General features: G+C 69.0%; 4 protein-coding genes. 3 read left to right on the top strand and 1 reads right to left on the bottom strand.

The window, feature by feature from the left end; genetic code table 11:
* Positions 1 to 52: 52 nt before the first annotated feature.
* Entirely contained in the window at positions 53 to 2,242 is a 2,190-nt protein-coding gene (locus tag ACWFR3_RS30730; protein ID WP_453737918.1) for an MMPL family transporter, read from the bottom strand.
* A 231-nt stretch (positions 2,243 to 2,473) separates the two neighbouring features.
* Between ACWFR3_RS30730 and ACWFR3_RS30725 the strand changes: the two genes are divergently transcribed.
* The 3 genes from ACWFR3_RS30725 to ACWFR3_RS30715 all read left to right on the top strand — a co-directional run bounded on the left by ACWFR3_RS30725 (position 2,474) and on the right by ACWFR3_RS30715 (position 5,988).
* The gene (locus tag ACWFR3_RS30725) at positions 2,474 to 3,745 is read left to right on the top strand and encodes a sensor histidine kinase (protein ID WP_453737917.1); all 1,272 of its coding nucleotides are present in this window, start codon (positions 2,474 to 2,476) and stop codon (positions 3,743 to 3,745) included.
* On the top strand, positions 3,730 to 4,380 hold the full coding sequence (locus ACWFR3_RS30720) for a LuxR C-terminal-related transcriptional regulator (RefSeq protein WP_453737916.1): 651 nt from the start codon (positions 3,730 to 3,732) through the stop codon (positions 4,378 to 4,380). Before ACWFR3_RS30725 ends, ACWFR3_RS30720 begins: the two co-directional genes overlap by 16 nt.
* Before the next feature lie 87 nt (positions 4,381 to 4,467).
* The gene (locus tag ACWFR3_RS30715; protein WP_453737915.1) at positions 4,468 to 5,988 is read left to right on the top strand and encodes a DUF1996 domain-containing protein; all 1,521 of its coding nucleotides are present in this window, start codon (positions 4,468 to 4,470) and stop codon (positions 5,986 to 5,988) included.
* Positions 5,989 to 6,000: the final 12 nt, after the last annotated feature.

Here is a 6,000-nt window from a genome sequence, read left to right as displayed (position 1 = left end):
CGGGGGGGGGGGTGGCTTGTAATGTCCAGCCGACCGCCGCCCCTTTTTTTGCTTACACCCTGCCCGAGGGAACCCGCTGGGGAGCAGCCTGAGCAGGTGCCACCGGCTCCCCATGGGAGATACGAGGCAACCAGGAAAGCCCCCTGGGTGTACGCCAGTTCCGCTCCCCCAGCAGCGTCATCAGGGACGGCAACAGCACCATCCGTACGACGGTCGCGTCCAGCAGGACCGCCACGCCCAGGCCCACGCCCATCTGCTGCATGTCCTGCATCGACAGGGTGCCGAAGACCGCGAAGACCGCCACCATGATCACGGCCGCTCCCGTCACCGCGCCCGCGGTGCGCGTGATGCCCTCGCGGATCGCCGCGCGGTTGTCCAGGCCCCGGTCCCGTGCCTCGCTGATCCGCGAGACCACGAACACGTGGTAGTCCATCGACAGGCCGAAGAGGACCACGAGGACGAACAGCGGCATCCAGTTCTCGATCGCCCCCACCTGCTCCGAGCCGATCAGCTCCGCGCCCCAGCCGTGCTGGAAGACCGCGGTCATCACGCCGTAGGCCGCGCCCACCGAGAGCAGGTTGAGGCCGATGGACGTCACCGCGATCACCACGGAGCGGAAGCTGAAGAGCATCAGCAGGAAGGTCACCGCCGCGATGAAGGCGAACACCGGCACGATGCCCTTGCTGAGCTGATCGCTGAAGTCCACGGAGTCGGCGAGGTCTCCGCCGACGTACGCCTGCGCGTCCAGGCCGTCGAAGGCAGCCGGCACCACGTCGTCCCTGAGCTCGTCGAGCGCCTTCTTCGCCTCGGCGCCACTGCCGTCACCGGGCAGCGGTACGTCGATCTCGGCCACGCCCGCGTTCTTGTGGACGGTGAGTTCGGCACCCTTGCCCGCGTCCCGTACGACCTCGGCCAGCGCGTCGCGCATCTCCGGCGACCGGATGTCACCCGCATTGTCCGCCTTGACGACGATAAGAGCCGGGGCCGGACCGCCGGGGAACTCCTTGGTGATCTCCCGGAACGACACCGAGAGCGGGGCGTCCGAGCCGAACTGCTTCTCCAGGCCGAGCGCTTCGGTCTTCATGCCGACGGCGGGCGCCGCGAGGGCGAGGAGCAGGGCCACCGAGGCGACGGCGAAGAACTTCGGCGCGGCGAGCACGGGGCGCAGGATCTTGCGTGCGGTGCCGCCACTGGCGTGCGCGCCCTTCTTGTTCCTGCGGTTGAGGAAGGGGATGCGCCCCGCGTTGATCCGGTCGCCGAGCGCGGAGAGCAGCGCGGGAAGCACCGTCACCGAGCCCAGCATCGCCACGCAGACCACCAGGATCGTGGCGACGGCGAAGCCCTTGAAGAGCAGCAGCCCGGACAGGAACATGCCCGCCATCGCGACCATCACCGTCAGGCCGGAGACGAGCACGGCCCGCCCGCTGGTGGCCGCCGCGATCCGCAGCGCGGTCTCCGCGTCATGTCCGGCCGCCCGCTCGTCCCGCTCGCGCCGCAGATAGAACAGGCAGTAGTCGACGCCGACCGCGAGCCCCATCAGGAACATCACCGAGTACGTCGTCTCGAAGAGGTGCAGCTGGTGGCTGGCCAGCGAGAGCAGGCCGAAAGCCGCCACGCACGCGGTCAGCGCGAGCCCGACCGGGAGCAGCGCCGCGACCACGGCGCCGAAGGCGACCAGGAGGATGCCGAGCGCCAGCGGCACGGCGGTGAACTCCGCCTTGGTGAGGTCGTCCGAGAGCAGGTCGCCGAGCTGCTTCTCGGAGCTCGCGTCACCGAACTGGTAGACGGAGATGCCCTTCCCCGCACCGTCGTCCTTCGCCTTCTGCACCGCGTCGAGCACCGGCTGGACCCGGTCGGCCGCTTCGTCGGAGGCGCCCTTCATCTCGAAGCGCAGCAGCGCGTCCTTGCGGTCCTCGGACGGCAGCGGCGCCTGCATCTCCCGTGTCTCGCCGGTCGCCGTCAGCGCTTTGGAGAGGTCGCTCGCCGCGCCCCGCCAGCCGTCGGCGGTCCTGGAGCTGACCATGACGAGCTCGCCGGCGGGCTCCTCGACGCCCGCGTCGTCCAGGATCGCGGCGGCCCGGCCCGAGTCGCCGACCCCCATCTCGTCGTCGGACGCGGTGACCATGCCGGAGGCCCCGCCGATGGTCGTGGCGAGCACGACGAAGAGCAGCCAGCCGAGGATGGCCGTCTTGCGGTGGTGGGCACTCCACACACCGAGTCGTGCCGCGAGGTTTGGCCTCATGGCGTTTTCGCCCCCATAAGTAAGCGTCGGATAAGACGTTTGATGACGGGGACAACGCTAGAAATCCGGGGCCCGCCCGCCCAGCCGCCGAAGCCCCCACTGTCCGAAGCACAGGGCGAGGTCAGGGGGTGTCGTCAGGTACACCCCTGCTCGGGTGCCGGACCCAATGACCGGCGCCCGCCCCGGCGGCGAGAATGTGCTCATGCCACTGGAAGAGATGGGGATCAGAAAATGACGAGGGTCCGTGAATCCGTGATCGCGGGAGCCCGGGGGCTTTTCCTGTCGGTCATCATGCTCGCCGGTTCGATCACCCTCTTCGTGCTGGCGGTCCTGTCCATCGCCTTCATCCCGCTGGGCATCGGCGTCCTCACGACTCCGGTGGTGCTCACCGGCGTACGCAAGTGGGCGGACCTGCGCCGCGCCCAGGCCCGTGCCTGGTCGGACGTGCACATCCCGCGTCCCTACCGCCCCTTCCCCGCGGACCTGCGCAGTGGCGTCACCGGGCAGGTGGAGCGCACCTCGCTGATGCTGAAGGACCCGGCGACCTGGCGGGACCTGCAGTGGCTCCTCGTCGACATGACCGCCGGCTATGTGACGGTGATCTTCGCGCCGGCGCTGCTGCTCTACCCGCTGTACGGCTACGTCCTCGCCCTCGGCGTCTGGGAGCCGATCTACGACGCGGGCGGCGGCGAGTGGTACGGCTTCATCCACGTCACCTCGCAGAGCGACGCCAACATGGCCGCCCTGCTCGGCACCGCGCTCGGCGTCATCGGCATCTTCACCAGCCCCGCCATCCTCCGCGCCCACTTCCTCCTCACCCGGACGTGCCTGGCGCCCACCGTCTCCATGCGGGAGCGCGAACTGGCCCGGCGCGTGGACCGGTTGACCGAGACCCGGCACGACGCCGTGGACTCCTCGGCCGCCGAACTGCGCCGCATCGAGCGGGATCTGCACGACGGGGCGCAGGCCCGCCTGGTCGCGATGGGCATGGACCTCGGCACCATCGAGGCGATGATCGAGAAGAACCCGGCGAAGGCCAAGGAAATGATCGCCAAGGCCCGGCAGAACTCCGGCGAGGCGCTGACCGAGCTGCGCGACCTGGTCCGCGGGATCCACCCGCCGGTGCTCGCCGAGCGCGGCCTCGGCGACGCGGTGAAGGCGCTCGCGCTGCGTCTTCCGGTACAGACCGACGTGGACGTGGAGCTTTCGGGCCGGGCCGATGAGCCGGTGGAGTCGGCGGCGTACTTCGCGGTGAGCGAGGCCCTGACGAACACCATCAAGCACGCGGGCGCGGACCGTGTCTGGGTGGACATCCACCACGCCGACGGCATGCTGCGCATCGCGGTCACCGACAACGGCAAGGGCGGCGCGTCCGTCGGGGCGGGCTCCGGGCTGAGCGGGATCGAACGCCGACTCGGTACATTCGACGGCGTACTTGCCGTCAGCAGTCCCGCGGGCGGTCCGACCATGGTGACCATGGAGATCCCTTGCGAGTTGTCCTAGCCGAAGATCTCTTCCTGCTGCGTGACGGTCTGGTCCGGATGCTGGAGGCATTCGACTTCGAGATCGCCGCCGCTGTCGAGACCGGGCCCGAACTCACCAAGGCCCTGGCCGAGTTGGAGCCGGACGTCGCTGTGGTCGACGTCCGGCTTCCGCCGTCCCACACGGACGAGGGACTGCAGTGCGCGCTCGCCGCGCGGCGGGCACGGCCGGGACTGCCCGTACTCGTGCTCTCCCAGCACGTGGAGCAGCTGTACGCGCGCGAGCTGCTCGCCGACGGGAACGGCGGGGTCGGCTATCTCCTCAAGGACCGGGTTTTCGACGCCGACCAGTTCATCGACGCCGTACGCCGGGTCGCTTCGGGCGGCACCGCGATGGACCCGCAGGTCATCCAGCAACTCCTGTCGCGCCGGTCGGCGGACCAGCCGCTCGGCAAACTGACGCCGCGCGAGCGCGAGGTGCTCGAACTCATGGCGCAGGGAAGGTCGAACGCGGCGATCGCGGCGGAGCTCGTCGTGACGGAGCGGGCGATCGCCAAGCACACGTCCAACATCTTCGGGAAGCTGGGCCTTTCGGTCTCGGACGACGACAACCGGCGGGTTCTCGCCGTACTCGCCTATCTGGATCAAGGTCGCTGAGAACACCGCCCCGGGGGAATCCCGGAGATTCCCGGGTAATCCCGCGCGTGATTGAACGGGGTCGGCTCCTGTTGCGTACGTAGTCCCATGGGACGCACACCACGACGCACATCACGAAAACGATCAAAACTCGCCGGGCGCGCCATCGCCGCCTCGGCGGCGCTAATCCTGGGCGGCGGCGGAATGGTCGCGGTGAATGTCTACGCGAACGCCGGAGAGAGCTCCGATTCGCCGTCCGCCAGGACACAGGCCGGCGAGCAGCGCGGCAGAATGGGCCTGGCCACCATCAGCTGCCCGGACGTCGGCACCCAGCTGTCCGACGTGCCGGACGGCGCCCGCGAGGACGTCGACCGGCGGCTCGCGGAGCTGGACACCCAGATCACCGCCGCGTACGAGAAGTTCGCCGACGCCCGGAGCACCGAGCAGGCCAAGGCCGTGCTCGAACCCCTCGAGGAGCAGCGGCGGCCGACCATCAAGGGCATCGGCTCCTCGATCGACCAGGCGGGCGGCAGGCCGCCGCAGGGCATGGACGGCATGGCGCCGTGCACCATGCGGGCCGACGATTCGGCAGGGCAGCAGCCTCCGCAGAACGGGGACGACGGCCGGCAGCCTCCGCAGGACGGCGGCGACCAGGAGCAGCCCCCCGCCGACGGCGGTGATCAGCAGCAGCCGCCCGACGACGGCAACGGGCAGGAGCAGCCTCCGGGCCAGCAGAACGGCAACGGACCCGAGGCCGGCGACTTCGTCGACATCAACTCCGTCCAGCCCAACGTCAACCGCCCCGGCAAACAGCGCGGCGCCTCGCGCGGCACCTTCACCACGAAATGCGGGACGAACGAGAACGGCAAGTTCAATCCGGACAATGTCATCGCCGCTCCCGGCGTGAGCAATGGCGCTCACCACATGCACGATTACATCGGAAACCAGGCCACGGACGCCTTCTCCAGCGACAACGATCTCGCGAACGGCGACACCACGTGCCGCAACCAAGGAGACAAGTCCACCTATTACTGGCCGGTCCTGCGGCTGCAGAACGGAGAGGACGAGAACGACGTCGGCGCGGACGGCGGCGGCAAGGACCAGAATGTCGGCCAGATCCAGACCCCGACCTCGGTCACGCTGAAATTCGCCGGGAATCCGACGAGCAAGGTCGTCGCGATGCCGCGCTTCCTGCGCATCATCACCGGCGACGCCAAATCGCTCACCAATGGTGACGCGAACGCCAACGCCTCTTGGAGCTGCACCGGCTTCGAGGACCGGCAGCTGAAGGACAAGTACCCGATCTGCCCCGAGGGCAGCCAGGTCGTGCGGACCTTCAATTTCCAGAGCTGCTGGGACGGCCAGAACACCGACAGCGCCAATCACCGCACGCACGTGGCCTTCGCCGACGAACGGACCGGCGCCTGCCCGCAGGGCTTCAAGGCCATTCCGCAGCTGGTGCAGCGCATCGTGTACGACGTGCCGCCGGGCCCGGGATTCGCCGTCGACTCGTTCCCCGAGCAGCTGCACAAGCCGATCACCGACCACGGTGACTTCATCAACGTCTTCGACGAAGGCCTCATGAAGCGCATGGCCAAATGCATCAACAGCAATAAGCGCTGCAACTGAGCCGAGCCGATC

This window comes from Streptomyces sp. NPDC055189 (genome assembly GCF_053606765.1).
This window is presented reverse-complemented; position numbering and strand designations above follow the sequence as displayed.